Annotated in this window: 14 protein-coding genes and 1 tRNA gene; 6 read left to right on the plus strand and 9 right to left on the minus strand. The window is 68.7% G+C overall.

The annotated features are described in order from the left end of the window. The 3 genes from ACWEFL_RS25640 to ACWEFL_RS25650 form a co-directional block, all read right to left on the minus strand. Positions 1-236, minus strand: a 236-nt coding sequence (locus tag ACWEFL_RS25640) for a hypothetical protein (RefSeq protein WP_451716758.1), incomplete at its 3' end; no start/stop codon positions are given. A gap of 75 nt (positions 237-311) precedes the next feature. After that, positions 312-989 (minus strand): ABC transporter ATP-binding protein, encoded by a 678-nt coding sequence (locus tag ACWEFL_RS25645; protein WP_451716760.1) that lies wholly within the window; start codon positions 987-989, stop codon positions 312-314. Between the two features lies 1 nt (position 990). After that, positions 991-2,433, minus strand: coding sequence for an ABC transporter permease (locus ACWEFL_RS25650; RefSeq protein WP_451716762.1), 1,443 nt, complete (start codon positions 2,431-2,433; stop codon positions 991-993). A 195-nt stretch (positions 2,434-2,628) separates the two neighbouring features. Between ACWEFL_RS25650 and ACWEFL_RS25655 the strand changes: the two genes are divergently transcribed. Both ACWEFL_RS25655 and ACWEFL_RS25660 read left to right on the plus strand, forming a co-directional pair. Next, complete coding sequence (locus ACWEFL_RS25655) at positions 2,629-3,291, plus strand: response regulator transcription factor (protein ID WP_451716763.1); 663 nt, start codon at positions 2,629-2,631, stop codon at positions 3,289-3,291. Next, the gene (locus ACWEFL_RS25660; protein ID WP_451716765.1) at positions 3,288-4,469 is read left to right on the plus strand and encodes a sensor histidine kinase; all 1,182 of its coding nucleotides are present in this window, start codon (positions 3,288-3,290) and stop codon (positions 4,467-4,469) included. Before ACWEFL_RS25655 ends, ACWEFL_RS25660 begins: the two co-directional genes overlap by 4 nt. A gap of 73 nt (positions 4,470-4,542) precedes the next feature. Here ACWEFL_RS25660 and ACWEFL_RS25665 read toward each other — a convergent pair whose 3' ends face one another. Together ACWEFL_RS25665 and ACWEFL_RS25670 are read right to left on the minus strand one after the other, a co-directional pair. Next, positions 4,543-6,477 (minus strand): protein-arginine deiminase domain-containing protein, encoded by a 1,935-nt coding sequence (locus ACWEFL_RS25665; protein ID WP_451716767.1) that lies wholly within the window; start codon positions 6,475-6,477, stop codon positions 4,543-4,545. Positions 6,478-6,831: 354 nt separating this feature from the next. Continuing rightward, positions 6,832-8,625, minus strand: a complete 1,794-nt coding sequence (locus tag ACWEFL_RS25670; protein ID WP_451716768.1) for an ABC transporter substrate-binding protein — start codon at positions 8,623-8,625, stop codon at positions 6,832-6,834. Positions 8,626-8,738: 113 nt separating this feature from the next. Between ACWEFL_RS25670 and ACWEFL_RS25675 the strand changes: the two genes are divergently transcribed. The 3 genes from ACWEFL_RS25675 (at position 8,739) to ACWEFL_RS25685 (ending at position 11,301) form a co-directional block, all read left to right on the plus strand. Further along, positions 8,739-9,605: a nitrilase-related carbon-nitrogen hydrolase gene (locus tag ACWEFL_RS25675; protein ID WP_451716770.1), complete on the plus strand. Its 867-nt coding sequence runs from the start codon at positions 8,739-8,741 to the stop codon at positions 9,603-9,605. A 73-nt stretch (positions 9,606-9,678) separates the two neighbouring features. Further along, complete coding sequence (locus ACWEFL_RS25680; RefSeq protein WP_451716772.1) at positions 9,679-10,557, plus strand: polysaccharide deacetylase family protein; 879 nt, start codon at positions 9,679-9,681, stop codon at positions 10,555-10,557. 195 nt (positions 10,558-10,752) lie between these two features. Beyond that, positions 10,753-11,301, plus strand: a complete 549-nt coding sequence (locus tag ACWEFL_RS25685; RefSeq protein WP_451716774.1) for a tellurite resistance TerB family protein — start codon at positions 10,753-10,755, stop codon at positions 11,299-11,301. 169 nt (positions 11,302-11,470) lie between these two features. Here the strand turns inward: ACWEFL_RS25685 and ACWEFL_RS25690 are convergent, their stop codons facing one another. Continuing rightward, positions 11,471-12,391, minus strand: coding sequence for an EamA family transporter (locus ACWEFL_RS25690; RefSeq protein ID WP_451716962.1), 921 nt, complete (start codon positions 12,389-12,391; stop codon positions 11,471-11,473). Between the two features lie 51 nt (positions 12,392-12,442). Between ACWEFL_RS25690 and ACWEFL_RS25695 the strand changes: the two genes are divergently transcribed. Then, entirely contained in the window at positions 12,443-12,967 is a 525-nt protein-coding gene (locus ACWEFL_RS25695; RefSeq protein WP_451716776.1) for a MarR family winged helix-turn-helix transcriptional regulator, read from the plus strand. 424 nt (positions 12,968-13,391) lie between these two features. Here the strand turns inward: ACWEFL_RS25695 and ACWEFL_RS25700 are convergent, their stop codons facing one another. The 3 genes from ACWEFL_RS25700 to ACWEFL_RS25710 all read right to left on the minus strand — a co-directional run bounded on the left by ACWEFL_RS25700 (position 13,392) and on the right by ACWEFL_RS25710 (position 14,562). Further along, positions 13,392-13,838 (minus strand): hypothetical protein, encoded by a 447-nt coding sequence (locus ACWEFL_RS25700; protein ID WP_451716778.1) that lies wholly within the window; start codon positions 13,836-13,838, stop codon positions 13,392-13,394. Next, entirely contained in the window at positions 13,835-14,101 is a 267-nt protein-coding gene (locus tag ACWEFL_RS25705; RefSeq protein WP_451716780.1) for a hypothetical protein, read from the minus strand. The genes ACWEFL_RS25700 and ACWEFL_RS25705 overlap by 4 nt, the downstream gene beginning before the upstream one ends. A gap of 388 nt (positions 14,102-14,489) precedes the next feature. Then, positions 14,490-14,562, minus strand: a tRNA-Arg gene (locus ACWEFL_RS25710). Positions 14,563-14,900: the final 338 nt, after the last annotated feature.

Below are 14,900 nucleotides of genomic sequence, written 5' to 3' on the forward strand. Positions count from 1 at the left end.
GGGGGGGGTGTTCCGCCTCCACCCCGCGGCCGCCCCCCCCGCGGGGGGGCGGCGGCACGGGGGACCGCCTGGGTGACACCGGTGGCTATGAGTGCCCCGGCCACGGCTGTGGCCAGGGCGAGCCCCTTCCGGTTCTTGACGCGCACGAACATGTCCTGCCGTTCGGTCCAGTCGGTGAGGATGACGGCCACCGCGGTGAAGAGGATCACCCGAGTTGGCCATGTGGCTGTGAGCACGGGCGATGGCGAGGGCAGTCCGCGGTGGCCTTGGCCCTGCGGGGGTGGTGGCGGGACCCGCAGGATGACGTATCGTCAGCTCTGGCGGGTCAGCCTGCCGCGCTTGAGCTGCAACACCTCGTCCGCGGCGTCCGCGACCTCCTTGGAGTGGGTGACGACGATGACGCACTTGCCGTCGTCGTGGGCCAGTTTCCGGAACACCTCGATGATGTCGCCGGCCGTCTCCTGGTCGAGACTGCCGGTCGGCTCGTCGGCGAAGAGGATGTCGACCTCGCAGGCGAGGGCTCGGGCGATGGCCACCCGCTGCTGCTGCCCGCCGGAGAGCTGGAGGGTGCGCCGGTTGTGGTCCGCCGCCTCGATACCGAGCAGGGTGAGCAGTTCGGCGGCGCGCCGCTTTCTGCGGCTTCCCTTGACTCCGGTGATCTCCATGGCGGAGGTGATGTTCTGCGTCGGGGTCAGATAGGTGAGCAGGTTCAGGGACTGGAATACGGTCGCCGCGTGCCGGTTGCGGTAGCGGCCGAGACCGAGCTCGGCGACGTCCTGGCCCTGGAAGCGGATGGTGCCCGAGGTGGGCGAGTCCAGGCCGCTGGCCAGGGAGAGCAGGGTCGTCTTACCGGAGCCGGAGGGGCCCACGACCGCGTACATCCGGCCCGTTTCGAAGGTGTAGGAGACGGATTTGAGGACCACGCGTCGGCGGTTGCCGCTCTGGTAGGTGCGAGTGATGTCGGTCAGTTCCAGGAGGGGTGCGCTCATGTCACTCGCCCTTCGTGAGGATCTCGCGGGGGTGCAGGCGCAGCACACGGCTGCCGGGGACGAGGGTGGCCAGGGCCGCGATGCCGAGTCCGGTGGCGCCGACCTTGGCGATGTCGGAGGGGCCGAGCCGGACGGACATGGAGTCGATCGGTTCGACCTCGGACTCGGGCTCCGGTGCCATACCGCCCATGGGCAGGGTTCCGTTGTCGCCTGATGGCTGGTTCTTGGCCTCGTCCTTGGCCGAGGAGACTTCGCTGGCGAGGAGTTGGTCGCCGATGGCCTGCGACAGGAACCCGCTGCACGCGGAGGCGAGTCCCACGGCGAGGACGGCGCATGCGACGACTTCCGTGAGGTGCTGGCCGAGCAGCCGGGGCTTGCGCTCGCCGAGCGCGAGCAGGATGCCCAGTTCGGTGCGGCGTTCGCGCAGTGCGGAGGCGACGATCAGCGCGAGGATGACGGTGCCGGCGACGGCGACGAGCCATACGGTGACGGTGGCGAAGTCGGCGGTCTTGGTGATGGGTCCGACGAGGGTCCGGTACTGCTTGTCGTTGACGATCAGCGGGAAGATCTCCAGATCCGCGCCCGCGGCCTTGGCGTCCTTCTTCAAGGGCGCCAGATCGGCCGGGTTGGACAAGGTGAAGGTCGCCTCGCTGACGATGCCCTTGTTGGCCCTCTCACCGCTGACGCGGAGCTTGGTGGCACCGTCCGCGGTGACATACACACGGTTCGCGGCGTGCAGGCCCGAGGGCATGTTCGGTCCGGGGGCGGGTTCGTCGCTCTTGAAGATCCCGATGATCTTGAAGTTGTGGACCGTGTATTTGGGCTCCTCGCCGGGCAGCGGCGGTGGGCTCGCCCTCAGGCGCAGCGTGTCGCCGACCTTCACGCCGTTCAGTTTCGCCAGCCGCTGCTCGATGACGACCGCGTTGCCTTTGCTGTTGGGGCGGATACCGCTTCCGGCGGTCACCTTGGCGTCGCCGTTGCGGAATACCGAGACCCCTTCCTGGTCACGAATGCCTTCCACCGTGAAGTAATCGGAGTTTTCATCGATGGGGCCCGCGCCCGGCTGCCGGTAGTTCTTCGTAGTGCTCTCCGAGGGGAATGCGGCGGCTTCCGTCTTGTAGTTGCACCTCACCACCACGGACGACTCGCAGATCTTGTCGGCCACGGCACGGGGCAGATCGCCGGCGGGGCCGATTACTCCCGCTTGGTTGCCGTCGGGCCCGCTCCCCATTTTCCCGGAACGGGACAGGGCCTCCGGGTCCAACCGCATGGTCGCCACGGCGCCCACACGCTGCTTGGCGTCCTCGGCCGCCCGCGCCGCCGCGGACTGGATCAGGAATCCGGACAGGACCAAGGTGCAGATGACGAAGAAGACACCGACGAGCATCGCCGTCTTCCCCAGGTAGCCGGTCAGGCGCCACCACGCCCGTTTGAAGAAGTTCATGGGCGAAGACGCTAGTCAGTACGGCCTTTTGGCCGCGTTTCCCCGGCTGGGGCGAGGATCCGGTTCTCATACACGGTTCACATACGGCATCTGATATACGTGGCGGAACGAAATGACGGGAATACGGTGCAACTCCGCGAGGGCGCGCCGTGCGATGTCCGGAAATTCACAGCGGGCCGGAAAGGGCGGGTGCGCGTGCGCGTACTGGTGGTCGAGGACGAGCAGTACATGGCGCGGGTCCTGGCGATGGGCCTGCGCCGTGAGGCCATAGCGGTCGATGTCGTGCACGACGGTGAGCAGGCGCTGGAGCGGCTCGCCGTGTACGACTACGACGCGGTGGTCCTCGACCGTGACCTGCCGGGTGTGCACGGCGACGAGGTCTGCCGTCGCGTCGTCGCCGAGGGACTCGACTGCCGCATCCTGATGCTGACGGCCGCGGGCCGCCTCGGCGACAAGGTGGAGGGTCTTGGTCTGGGGGCCGACGACTATCTGGCCAAGCCCTTCGACTTCCCCGAACTGGTGGCCCGGCTGCGGGCGTTGTACCGCCGCAGTCCCATGGCCCACTCCCCGGTCCTCACCTTCGCCGACGTCACCTTCGACACCCACCGGCGACGGGTCACACGCGGCGGCGCCGAGATCCGGCTCACACCGAAGGAACTGGCGGTACTGGAGCTGCTGATGCGTGCCGACGGCGGGGTGCTCAGCGCCGAGTACCTGCTCGACAAGGCATGGGACGCCCACGCCGACCCGCTCACCAACGCCGTACGCCTCGTCGTGCACACCCTGCGCAGGAAACTCGGCGAACCGCGGCTGGTGCACACCGCGATCAGCGCGGGCTACTACCTGGGGACCGAGTGAGACTGCCCGCCCGGCGGGGGGCGCGGGCGCGGTCCCGCAGACTCAGTATCCATCTGCGCCTCTTTCTCGGCTTCGGCTCGGCGCTCGCGGTGTGCGCGGCGCTGATGGTGGCGATCATCTATGTCGGTATCCGCTACGTGCCGGAGTACGACCTCGCCACGGCCATACCGGGGCCCACCCCGAGGGATGGGGACGTGGGCGAGACGCACCCGACGTACGCCCTGGAGGATGTCCGGGGGCTCGACGAAAGCGGGTTGATCCGTACCAAGGAGGACGTCTGGTCCGCCGTGCTCGCCGTGTCCGTCACCGGGGTGCTGCTGGTGACGGCGGTCGGGCTCGCCGGAGGCTGGCTGGTCTCCCGGCGCCTGCTCGCCCCCCTGCACGCGATCAACCGGGCCGCCGCGAAGGCGGGTGAGGGAGTCCTGTCGTACCGGATCAACGCCGCGGGTCCGCAGGACGAGTTGAAGGAACTGGCCGACACCTTCGACACCACGCTGGCCCGCCTTGAGGAGTCCTTCGACGCACACCAGAGGTTCGCGGCCAACGCCTCGCACGAACTGCTCACCCCCCTGGCCACGACCCGGGCCATCCTGCAGATGGCCGCCGCCGACGCCTCGAAGGAGGAACTGGCGGAGCTGGTCCCGATGCTGGTGGAGACCAACGAGCGCAATATCCGGATCGTCGAGGAACTGCTGCGGCTGGCCGGCGTCGAGCAGGTGGAGTACGACCCCGAACCGGTGACCCTGGCCGGGCTCGTCGAGGAGGAGGCCGGGGAGCGGGAAGGGGGGAGTGTGCGCCTGGCCGCGGTGGCCGAAGGGGATGGCGAGGTCCGGGGAAACCTCGCGCTGCTGCGGCAGATGGTGCGCAACCTCCTGGACAACGCGGTACGGCACAACGTGGCGGACGGCACGGTGCGGGTGCGTGTGGCGGAAGCGGGGGAGCGGGTGGTTCTGGAGGTGGACAACACCGGGCCCGTGGTGGACCCGGATGTCGTGGACCGGCTCTTCGAACCGTTCTACCGTGCTCAGCCGCGTGTCGGCAGCGAACGCGGACACGGCCTCGGACTCGCGATCGTACGGGCGGTCGTCCGCGCACATGGGGGGACGGTCACGGCGATGGCCAAGCCCGAGGGCGGCCTCACCGTACGGGTCACGCTGCCGGCGGCGTACGGCTGTTGACGTCGCGGAGCCCGGCCGCCGCCCCGGTGTACGGGACGGCGGCCGGGCGCGCGGACGGCGGCGCGGTCGACCGTCACCGCCGGCCGGGCCACCAGGCGGACATCTCACGCAGGGTGTTCGTCCCGCAGTGCACCTCGCCGAAATTCCAGTGGTAGCTGTAGTAGTTGTCGATGTACATCGTCTTGAATCCGGCCTTGCGGTAGGCCGTGGTGACGGCGTGGGTGAAGATGTCCTTGCCGTTGATCACCGGTCCCCACTGCTTGGGTGCGAGGTAGTGCTTCGGGCTCAGCACGACACCGTTGACCGCCCCGGGGATGTAGGAGGCAGTCCAGGGGAGGTTCGGTATCGGCGGTGTCTGGCGCTGTCCCTGGGACTGCTTCTTCCCTTCGTAGCGCCGGCTGATGGGTCCTGTCATATCCGGGCCCATCCGCACGAGCCCGCGGCTGTTGGTCCTCGGTCCGCTCGGCACGTCGAGTAGGCCCAGCTTGGCGTACAGGCTGGGTACCCGGACGATCTCGGAGTCGGTGATGCCCGTCTCGCGCTTGATGATGTCCAGGTTCGCCTTGATGCGGTCGGCGGCGAGCTTGTTGTCGGCCGCGAACCTGCTGGAGGCCAGCACCTCGTCGATGGTCTCCTTCGGGGCCGGGATGTCTCCGGAGCCGCCCACGGAGAACATCTTGGTGCCGCCGTGTCCTTCGCGCTGGGCCTTGCGCAGCAGTTCCATGCCCGCCTGCGGGTCGGCCACTCCGACCCGCCAGCCGCGCGGGGTGTTCGCGGGCAGGAACTGGATGAACTCGTCGACATGGCCCACGTGCAGCCATGAGGTGTCGAGGAGCAGCGGTGACTGCATTCCCTGGGCCGAGAGGAAGTCACTCATCGCCTTCGCGGGCTTGTCGCCGATGTCCGGCTGGTGGCCCATGATGATCCGGCCCACGGGGTAGTTCTTGCCTTTGTGCGTGTGGGGAGGGATGGTCTCCAGGTTGCCCATGGAGTCCAGCGTCCCGCCCTCGATGTCGCGCACCCCGTCGACCTGCATGACGCCCACGCCGGGGCCGCGCACCTTCTCGTACAGCTCCCGGCCCGAGTCCCGTCCCGGCTGCGCCGAGCGGATCATCACCCGGATGGCCCGGGGCTTACCGTCCGGGCCCGGCATGGTCGCGTAGCCCGGCTCGAAGAAGTCCTGCACCCACACGTCGACCCCATCCTTGGTGAACTTCTTGAGGGGCTTGCCGATCCCGGCCGCCTTGACCTGCTTGGCCAGATCCTTGACGAACTTGCGCTGGACCTCGGCGTACCGGTCGGTGCCGGACAGCTCCTTGACCATCACCTGTTGTACCTGCTGGAGGTGGTGGTGGGTGAGGACGGGGGCGACGCGCATCGTCACGTCGTCGGACGCGGACGATCCGCTGTGGGAGACGGTGAAGCGGATGGTGACCCGTCCGTCCCAGGCGGCGGCGTTGCGGCGTACGTCCTTGGCCTCGATGCCCAGTTCCACACCGGCCCGCAGTTCGGACCGGGACAGCTTGTCGGTGGGCTTCAGGTGGACCCAGCGGCCGTCGCGCTTGACGAACAGCCGCGCCTTGGACGCACCCGGGCCCACGGACTTGACGGTGCCGGTGGCACCCTTCGGGGTGCCCGGGCGCGGGACGCTGCGCAGTCGGGCCAGGTCGTGGGCGTCCTGGGCGCCGTTGACGATGTCGTCCGAGGCGTCGTGGCAGGCCGCGAGCTCGGCATCCGTCAACGGCTTGCCTTTGGCGTCCGTGAAGGGACAGCGCTTGGTGTCGTCGTCGACGTTGGGCAGCAGGATCGCCCCGCGCGCCGTCGTCCAGGTGTCCTCCCCGGCCGTGTCCGAGTCGCCTCGCACGTCGACCCGGCCGTCGCGGTTGACGTCCGCCCTCAGATCGGGCCCCGAGGGTGGCGTCGCCACCGCCTGGGTGACCCCCGTGGCTATCAACGCCCCGGCCACCGCGATGGCGAGAACGCTCCCCTTCCGGTTCATGACGCCCATGAACTGTCCCTTCCTTGCTGATCGGTCGAACGCGGACGCTAGCCAACGGGGCATTTGGACAGCGTTTGATCACCGGGAACGAGAACCGGATCGCGGAGCCGCCGCCTCATACCCGGCCCTGCGACCACACGGGTACGGCGAGCACTGTGCGTCGTCCACGGATCCGGAGAGCACCGTGTGTTGTCCACGGGTACGGCGATCAGCGCCCTGTCGTCGTCGGGTACGCGGTCCACGCTTGCGCGCACCGGGACGGGGCGTCGTCTGCGTCGGTGTCGCCGGTGCCCGCACTCCGCGACCGGGTCGCGGCATCGGCGGTACGAACTCCGGTCTCAGACCGTCGGGCGGGCCCCGGTCTCAGACCGTCGGGCGGAAGGGCGCGGTGGCGTACGGCGCGGGGGAGATGATGTGGTGGTTGCCGTCCTGGACCTGGTACACGAGGTGCGCCTGCGCGATGGACGGGTCGGTCGTCTGATCCGGGTAGACCAGGTTGGTCTGGTCGCGGGAGCCGAAGTGGTAGGAGCCGTTGACCCCGCGATGGACGATGCGGCGCAGTACGCGGTTGACCTCTTCGGTGTCATGCGGTGAATCGCATTGCGACCACGCGGCGGCCAGCAGGTGGATCATGTCGTAGCGAATTCCCGCGCTGGAGAATCCGGATGTGCTCCCGAAGCGCTGAAGGAACCGTCGCTCGAATTCATGGCCGAAAGCATCGGCGTACAGCCCGCTGACGGTCGCCCAGAGCATCCCCTCGGCGCGGCCGTCGGCCTGGTCGAGGAATTGGGGAATCGAGGGCGAGTACAGGGCGTACAGCAGGGCGTCCGACGGATCGCGCCGGAATTCGCGTACGAAGGCCACCAGTTGGGCCGTGGCGAATTGGGCGATCATGACGGCGGCGGGGTCCAGATCGCGGATCTTCCCGATGGCGGTGGTCCAGTCCGGCGAGAAGGAGCTGATGTGTTCGACGGCCGGCCGCCATCCGGCTCGCTCGGCCGCCGCCATCGCGGACGGGGTGAACGTCGTCATATCGGTGTCGTCGGTGTCGAAGACCAGAAGGCGGTTCGAAGCCGGGCGCCACGCGCCGGAGTCGCGCAATGCGGTCAGCGTACGGACGAAGCCGATGCCGTACACGCTCTCCCGGCCGCACACCTGGAAGACGTTGCTGAACGTGCCGGACTCGTCGGCGATGAGATCGGCGGCGCTCGCCGACGTCGAATGGTGCAGGAGCGGCGAGCCCGCCGAGGCCGCGGGGAGGAACTGGGCACTGAGCGAATCGCGGGACCGCTGGAGCGTGTATCCGGTGGTGATCGCGTCGACGTCCTCGCCGACGAGCCGTTCGATCGCGTGCTGTATCGCCCGGCCGTCCTGGATGTCGACCCGGAGCGGAATGTGCTCGATCCGGCGGCCGGCGACACCGCCGCGTTCGTTGATCTCGTCCACGGCGAGTCTGGCGCCCTGTTCCATCTGGCGGCCGTCACCGAACCAGTCCCCGGCGGAGGGGTAGACGGCGCCGATCACCAAGGGGCGCGAGGTCGTGATTCGGCGTCGTGGAGGGGCGGGGGCGGACGGGCTCCCGGAGGCGTCGCGTACCGCCGCCTCCAGCCTCAGCGGGCCGATCGTCGGGAAGCCCGCCAGCTCGCCCCGTACCGGGAGGGTGAACAGGTCCCGGTCCAGCGCGATCGCCGTCGCCGCGGCGCGGCTGGTGACTCCCAGCTTGTGCAGAAGCCGCTCGACGTGGGTGGCGGCCGTACGCCGGGAGACCGCCAGGCGGGCGGCGATGGCGGGGTTCGTCAGTCCGCAGGCGATCAGGGTCAGGACCTGTAGTTCACGTCCGGTGAGTCCGGAACGTTCCTCCGGTGAGAACGGCCGGATCTCGACATGGCAGCCGCCGGACGGCCGCCCGGCGGGTTCGATACGGACGCGCAGGATCCGGGGACGGTCCGCATCGGGCTCTCCGGGGAGGGCCGCCGGGTCGGGACCGGTGTCCCAGGCGAAACGCACGGGTGCGGACAGTTCGATGCGTGCCGCTGTGCGCAGATAGCGGGAAAGGCCGGCGGGCACGGTGATTTCGCCGCGATGACGCTCCCGGATCTCGCCCGTGCGAGAAACCACGGCGATCACCTCGGACAAACGAGGCGGATACGTGCTCACCAGGCCATCGTAACCGCGGACCGATTTGCCGCCTTGTCGGTCATCCGACCGACGAATCCGGACGATTTCGCTGACAGCATGCGGGCACCGACCGGACTCCAAGGAGAGGCTCGATGCCCAGAATCGCCAGCTGTACTTCAGCGTTCCGTGAAGTCGCGGATTTCGAGGAATTTGCCGCACACCTTCGGGAACTGCTCGACCAGGCGGCCGGCGCCGATCTCGTCGTGCTGCCCGAACTGGTCACCTTCGAACTCATGACGGCCGTTTCCGGCTGGCGTGACGCCGTGGATCTGGAGCCCCTGGTCGAGACCGTACGGTTCGCCGACCGCTACCGCGAACTCATGGCCCGCGAGGCCGCGGAGCGCGGGCAGCACATCCTCGCCGGTTCGCACCTGGTCCGCACCGGGGACGGCGGGCTGCTCAATGTCGCCCCTCTTTTCGGGCCGGACGGAGCGCTGCTGCACGAGCACGCCAAAACCCATCTCTTCCCGCTCGAATTCTCCCTCGACATCGGCGAGGGAGACGACATGGCGGTCGTGGAACTTCCCTTCGGCGTCGTCGGCGTGAACATCTGCTACGAGTCCGAGATCCCGGAATGCTCGGCGTCACTCACCGAGCAGGGTGCGCAGATCGTCCTCGTCCCCTCGCTCACCCTCACCGAGGCCGGTTTCTGGCGCGTCCGTCACTGCGCCGCCGCCCGCGCCATCGAGAACCAGATCTACACCGTGCACTCCGGCGTCGCCGGCCCCGCACGCGGGCCCTGGCCCGGAGCCTGGGCGCGCAGCGCGGTCCTGGGCCCGTGCGACGCGGGCTGGCCCGACAACGGGGTGCTCGCCGAGACCACCGCCAACGTCGACGCGGTCGCCGTCGCCGACGTCGATCTCCAGCGGCTCGCCGAGAACCGGAAGACGGGCGCCGCGACGACCTTCGCGGACCGCCGCCGACGCGCGGAGCGCTACCGGGCCTGGCCCTCCCACTGAGCCCGCCCCGGCCACCCACCGACCATCCCGATCGACCGGCCACCCACCATCCCGATCAAGGAGACGAGCAGCCATGACCAAGCCGACCGTATGCCTGACCTTCGACTTCGACGCCATCTCCGTCTGGCTGGGCACCATGGGCCTGTCCACGCCGACGTACGTCTCACGCGGCGAGTTCGCGGCGAACGTCGCGACCCCGCGCATCCTCGATCTGCTGGAGCGCGAAGGAGTCACGTCCACCTGGTACATCCCCGGCCTGGACGTCGACACCTACCCGGACGTGTGCAAGCGCATCCGCGACGCGGGCCATGAGATCGGCCACCACGGTTACGCCCACGAAGGGCCGACCAGCCTGGACGAAGCCGCCGAGTCCGAGGTGTTGGAGCGCGGACTCGAAGCCCTCGACCGGGTGCTCGGAGTCCGCCCGTCCGGTTACCGGTCGCCCGCGTTCGATCTCTCCCCGAACTCCACACGGCTGTTGACCGACTTCGGGTTCACCTACGACAGCAGCATGATGGGACACGACTTCGAGCTGTACCGCTGCCGTACCGGCGACGTCATCCACCGTGACCGGGCCGTGGAGTTCGGACGAGAGCTGGATCTGGTCGAGGTCCCCGTCTCCTGGACCCTCGACGACTTCCCCTTCATGGAGTTCGCCCTCGCTCCGCCGATGCTGATGCCCGCGTCCACCGACGTCGAAGGGCTGACCAACCGCTGGCTGGGCGATCTGGACTTCATGGCGGAGGAGGTTCCGCACGGGGTGTACACCCACACCTTCCACCCCCAGTCCATCGGCCGCGCCGGGCGCATCCGCATCCTGGAACGGATCATCCGCCGGGCCAAGGAGCACGGTGCGCGGTTCTCCACCGTGAACCAGGCGGTCAGCGACTGGACCGGGCGGTCCGCCACCGCCCCGGCCACCGGCACTGGCACCGCCGCCGGAAGTCGCTGACCCGACCGGCACCGGAGGCGCTGACTCCACCGCGCACGCCGGCCGGCGACAGAAGGGGCAGCCGGCCGTCGGCCGTCGGCGACCGAAGGGCCCACCAGCCCTGCCGGCCGTGGAACTTCGATGGGCGCGAAGGCGTTACCACAGAGAACGTGCGGGACGCGCGCGGACGGACGAACGGGCAGCCGAGGGGCACGGATGGCGATGTGGGACCGGATCAAGGACCAGGCCAAGGGTCTGCAGCAGGCACAGGGTGCGCGGAGTTCCAGCGGCCACGGACAGCCGGGGGCCAGGACCGGCGGGGGATCGAAGGCGCAGCTCGTCGGCCTGCTCAAGTCCCAGCTCGGCTCCCTCAAGACCGAGCTGAAGAGCGGCTCGTACCGGGACGCCAGCATGGCCATGTGCGCCTTGGTGGCCGCCGCTGACGGGTCGGTCGACCCGGCCGAGCGGCAGCATGTGGAGTCACTGATCCTGCAGAACGACGTCTTGCGGAACTTCCCGCCCGAGCAGCTGCGGCAGCGGTTCAACAAGCACGTCGACCAGTTGACGTTCAACTTCCAGCAGGGCAAGGCCGAGGTGCTGCGGGAGATCGCCAAGGCGGCGAAGAAGCCGGTGGAGGCCAAGGCGGTCGTGCAGACCGGTTTCGTCGTCGCCGGAGCGGACGGCTACATCGCTCCCGCAGAGGAGCAGGTCCTGCGGGAAGCGTGCGCGGCGCTCGGCGTGTCCCCGCAGGAGTTCGGCCTCTGAATCAGGGCGCGGGCCCGGCACGACGGCCCCCGCGCCTCAGCTTCGAGGCATCGTCGCCCAGGGTTTCCGCGAACTGTTCGACGGCCGGTCCTCAGCGGCGTGGTGAGACGCGGGACTTCACTCGCCCTCGCCTATGTCTGTGCCGGAGCCCCGCCCACGTATCTGATCCTCATAGGGGATTGCGTGTGCGGGGCGCCTCCGCGGGACGCTCGTCGGCTCCCGGGTGGGGAGGTGCCTGAGCGCTGTCGTGTCGGCCCGCGCGCCTGGTCTGGCCCAGGAAGACTCCGGCCAAGACCAGGACCAGTCCGCACAGTTGCTGCACGGTCAGCGTCTCTCCGGCGGCGGCCGTGCCGAGCAGTACGCCTGTGACGGGATTGAGCAGCCCGATCAGTCCGACGGTTCCTGCCGGCAGGTGCCGCAGTCCGGTGAACCAGGCGCTGAAGGCCAGCGCGGTGGCGACAAGGGTGACGTAGCCGAACGCGAGGAGCGTCGGCGTGGAGAGCGCGGGCGGAGGGCCCTCCAGGGCTGCGGCGACCGGGAGCAGGAACAGGCCTCCGGCGGTGAGCTGCCAGGCGGTCGAGGCGAGAACGTCGGTGTCGGCGCTCCACCGTTTGGCCAGGATGTGCCCGAAGGACGACACCAGCAGGGCGGCGGCCGAGGCGAGGACTCCTGGCACGTTCACCCCCTCCGTTCCCGTGAGCAGCATGAGGCAGACCCCGGCGAGTCCGATCGCGGCGCAGGCCAGGTGGCCGGGCCGGGGCCGTTCGGACACCAGGGGCCAGGCGATGAGCATCATCGTCAGCGGGGACACCGCCATGACGGTCGAGGCGACGCTCGTCGGAAGCAGTTGGGAGGCGGTGTAGACGAGGACGAAGAACACGCTCATGTTGAGCAGCCCGAGCACCGCGGACCGCCACCACCACGCGCCGCGCGGTCGCCGTCCGCGCAGGGCGAGTAGGGCCAGACCGGCGGGCAGGGCCCGCAGGGCGGCCCCGTAGAGCGGGCGGTCGGCAGGCAGGAACTCGTGTGTGACGAAGTAGGTGGTTCCCCAGGCCACCGGCGCGACCGCGGTCAGTGCCGCCCAGTGCATATTAGCTTCCATGGAAGCTAATATAACTTCCCAGGAAGCTATTATGGGTGCATGGAGCACGGTGAACCCATGGACCGCGTCGCCCGCATCCAGGCGGAGTGGCGGCGCGAGCGCCCCGACGTCGACATCACCCCGCAAGGAGTGATCGGACGGCTGCACCGCCTGGCCGGCCGACTCGCCGGGGAACTCGGCCTCGTCTACGGCCACTACGGCCTCAGCGAGGGCGAGTTCGACGTCCTGTGCGCGCTGCGCCGCGCCGGGGATCCTCACGAGCGGGCACCCGGTGAACTCGCCGCGCACACCATGGTCACCACGGGCGCGATGACGAAGAGAATCGACCGCCTGGAGCGGGCCGGACTCGTCACCCGCCGCCGTTCCGGCGACGACCAACGCGGCCGGATCGTCGCCCTGACCGGACCTGGACGTGAACTGATCGACCGGGCGTTCACCGACCACATGCGCAATGAACGCCGCCTGCTGGATCTGCTGACGCCCGCCGAGGCCGAGTCACTCGAAACGCTGCTCACGACCTGGCTCTCCCGTATGGAGCATCCGGGTCCTTCCCGCGGCGAGTGACCCACTCCTTTGGGCCGTGACCAGTGCCTTGGGGGGCTTGGGCGGAAGTCCTCAGGAGCGGAGCGGGACCGGTTTACGCAGGAGGCCAAAGGCGGCGCGGTCGTCGATGACCTTGGTCGTTGATGTCAGGTAGATGTCAAAGGTCCCGGGCCGTGATCGGTCCGGGGTCTTTGCGTTGGTGCCCCCGGCAGGATTCGAACCTGCGACACCCGCTTTAGGGGGTTTTCGGGCGGGGCTGTGGCCTGCGGAAATACCAGCCACAGTGTGCCTGACCAGGGAAACGCTCCTCCGTGATTCTCGTGTGTTCACGGTGCTTCCCGTCCCAGTGTGGGTTGAGTACGTGCCAGTGGTTGCTGTCCGACGAGGGCCCGGGATGCTCAGGGAAGCCGGAGAGTGGTCGCAGTGAGGTACGGGCGGAGTGTCGTCAGACCTTCTCAATTCGAACGGAGTGTCCTGAGAGGAGTCGATCCATGTCGTCGGTGTCGGAGGTGAAGACGGTCGCCTGAACTCCCCGCACGGCTTCCCGCACGGCCACAGCCGCCAGAACGGCGTCGATGGCGTACTTGTGCCCGTGCAGGCCCGCTGCTTTCAGCATGTCGCGCGCCATGGTGATCACCTGGTCGTCCGTGTGCACGATGCGGATCCGGGACAGCGTCCAGTTCCACAGCGCCTGTCTCGACGTTACGCGAGGGTCCCACGCCTCCAAGGTCGTGAGCGCCGAGGTGACGATCGGGATGTCCAGCCGCGGAGCCGTCTTGACCAGCGCGGTCATCTCCCGATCGCCCTCAACCGCCTTGGAGAGCGCCTCGGAGTCGAACACGAAGACGCGCTGTCGTGGCGGGTGCAGCTTCGCTCGGGCGGTGCGGCTCACGCGACCTCGTCCAAACCCGCTCGCCGCTCGTCATGCCATCCGTCGATGGCGGCGATACGGTCCAGCACTGCTTGCTGCTCGTCGTCCGTGACGGTGCCGTGCTCTTCTTCGAGACGTTCGGCCAACTCGCGCAATCGGTCCATGGCGTCCTGATGGGCGGCGGCGGCGGCGATGTAGCCGGATACCCCGCGCGCGTCAACGCGTTCCTTGATCGATTCCACCAGCTCTTCCGGCACGGTGATGGTGATCTTCCGAGTGGCCATACTTTAAGTATGCCATGCGCTGTGCGGTGCGGCCCTGACTTCCTCCGGGCCCTCATCTGCACGGGCTGCCCTCGCGACGGACGCCGCGCGGGTCTGCGAGGGGTGTGTCTGGGGGACGCGTGGTCCCACGGGCAGAGCCGCGATTGTTGGGCAAGTGGGCGACCGCGCCAGATCCGGCACTAGCCTCCGATGAAGTACTTGATCGACGAGGAGGTTCGCGATACCGAGGAGTCTGGCCTGGAGTCCGTACCGAACAGGGCCGATCCGTCGGGTGACGTTCGGGAGATCAGCTCCCTGTCCGCTCACGCAAACGGCCTCGGACGAAAGTCCGAGGCCGAATAGGACCCCTCCCCGGGGAGAAGCTCCAGGTTGGAGTGGTGATGCGTTGTGCCCCCGGCAGGATTCGAACCTGCGACACCCGCTTTAGGAGAGCGGTGCTCTATCCCCTGAGCTACGAAGGCGGGGCCTCGCGTATGACGTTGGCGGACGCTCTGCGTGAGCATTCACCCGCGCTGCGGCAAGGGTGGGACCGCCGGTGAGGGAGGCCCCTCACAGGGTAGCGGATCAGCGTGGGGTGGTGGGGCGAGGCTGAGGTGTCGGTCCGGGTTCGTGATCGTGAGGGGTGTTATGGGTTGTTTTTGAGGGTTGTAGCTTCTGTGCCGGTGTGGGTGGCGTCTTTCTCGGTGGCAGGCTGCGCTGGTGGCGTTCTGGGCGAGGAGATAGCCGTCGGCTGCGTCGAGGATGGTGCAGGCCAGGCCGAGGGGGGTGGCGGCTTCTCCGCCGGGCGGTCGTGGGGGAC

This window comes from Streptomyces sp. NPDC004838, from assembly GCF_053600955.1.

What these genes read in the sequence shown, in the direction of transcription:
- ACWEFL_RS25645 (WP_451716760.1), bottom strand. Translation starts at nt 989, where the DNA reads ATGAGCGCACCCCTCCTGGAACTGACCGACATCACTCGCACCTACCAG.
- ACWEFL_RS25650 (WP_451716762.1), bottom strand. Translation starts at nt 2,433, where the DNA reads ATGAACTTCTTCAAACGGGCGTGGTGGCGCCTGACCGGCTACCTGGGG.
- ACWEFL_RS25665 (WP_451716767.1), bottom strand. Translation starts at nt 6,477, where the DNA reads ATGGGCGTCATGAACCGGAAGGGGAGCGTTCTCGCCATCGCGGTGGCC.
- ACWEFL_RS25675 (WP_451716770.1), top strand. Translation starts at nt 8,739, where the DNA reads ATGCCCAGAATCGCCAGCTGTACTTCAGCGTTCCGTGAAGTCGCGGAT.
- ACWEFL_RS25680 (WP_451716772.1), top strand. Translation starts at nt 9,679, where the DNA reads ATGACCAAGCCGACCGTATGCCTGACCTTCGACTTCGACGCCATCTCC.
- ACWEFL_RS25685 (WP_451716774.1), top strand. Translation starts at nt 10,753, where the DNA reads ATGGCGATGTGGGACCGGATCAAGGACCAGGCCAAGGGTCTGCAGCAG.
- ACWEFL_RS25690 (WP_451716962.1), bottom strand. Translation starts at nt 12,391, where the DNA reads ATGCACTGGGCGGCACTGACCGCGGTCGCGCCGGTGGCCTGGGGAACC.
- ACWEFL_RS25695 (WP_451716776.1), top strand. Translation starts at nt 12,443, where the DNA reads ATGGAGCACGGTGAACCCATGGACCGCGTCGCCCGCATCCAGGCGGAG.
- ACWEFL_RS25705 (WP_451716780.1), bottom strand. Translation starts at nt 14,101, where the DNA reads ATGGCCACTCGGAAGATCACCATCACCGTGCCGGAAGAGCTGGTGGAA.